The sequence below is a fragment of the Psychrobacter sp. 1Y4 genome (assembly GCF_051847555.1).
This window is the reverse complement of record NZ_JBPYDE010001016.1, coordinates 1-548: the sequence shown is the minus strand read 5'-3', so window position 1 is coordinate 548 and position 548 is coordinate 1. Positions and strand designations below refer to the sequence as shown.

1 protein-coding gene is annotated in these 548 nt (G+C 46.5%); it reads right to left on the bottom strand.

Annotated features, from left to right (window positions below):
* On the bottom strand, positions 1-548 hold a 548-nt coding region (locus ACS8FC_RS20165), incomplete at both ends, for an RsmE family RNA methyltransferase (protein WP_439298093.1).

Genomic DNA, 548 nt, shown 5'->3' with positions numbered 1-548 from the left:
AAACTGGGTAATTCCAATGCTGCGTCTAATTGTCGAAATTCAGAAAATGACTGCTCAGCATAAGGATGCGCAACGATGGCTTGATTACTCACCAAACTGGTAAGCGTATCTTCGACAAATGGCTTAAAGCGTTTTTGCAGCGCAATACGAGGTGCAATGGTATCAACCCCTTGTTGCAGCCCTTCTAATACAAACTCATCAAGGCGCTCAAGCATCGGACTTTGCCAATAGCTTTTTTGCGTGCGATAGCTGTTGACAAGAATGATATCGCGTACGCCAAGCGCCGTCATATCCATGATTAAACGCCGCAGCACTTTGGGCCGTGGCAATGCTAAAACAACCGTCAGATCCAATTTGGCAGGCGGGGTAGTAGTGAGCTGAACGTCACATAACTGAATACTATCAGCAGCAATGTCCTCAATGACAGCCGTACCAAGATTGCCACCAAGTTGCCCAATTTTGAGCGTGTCACCGACTTTTGCGCCCAGTATGTTATTAACATGGTCGACTTGTGCCAAGTCATTGATCTTTGCCGTGTTTGCAGAGAA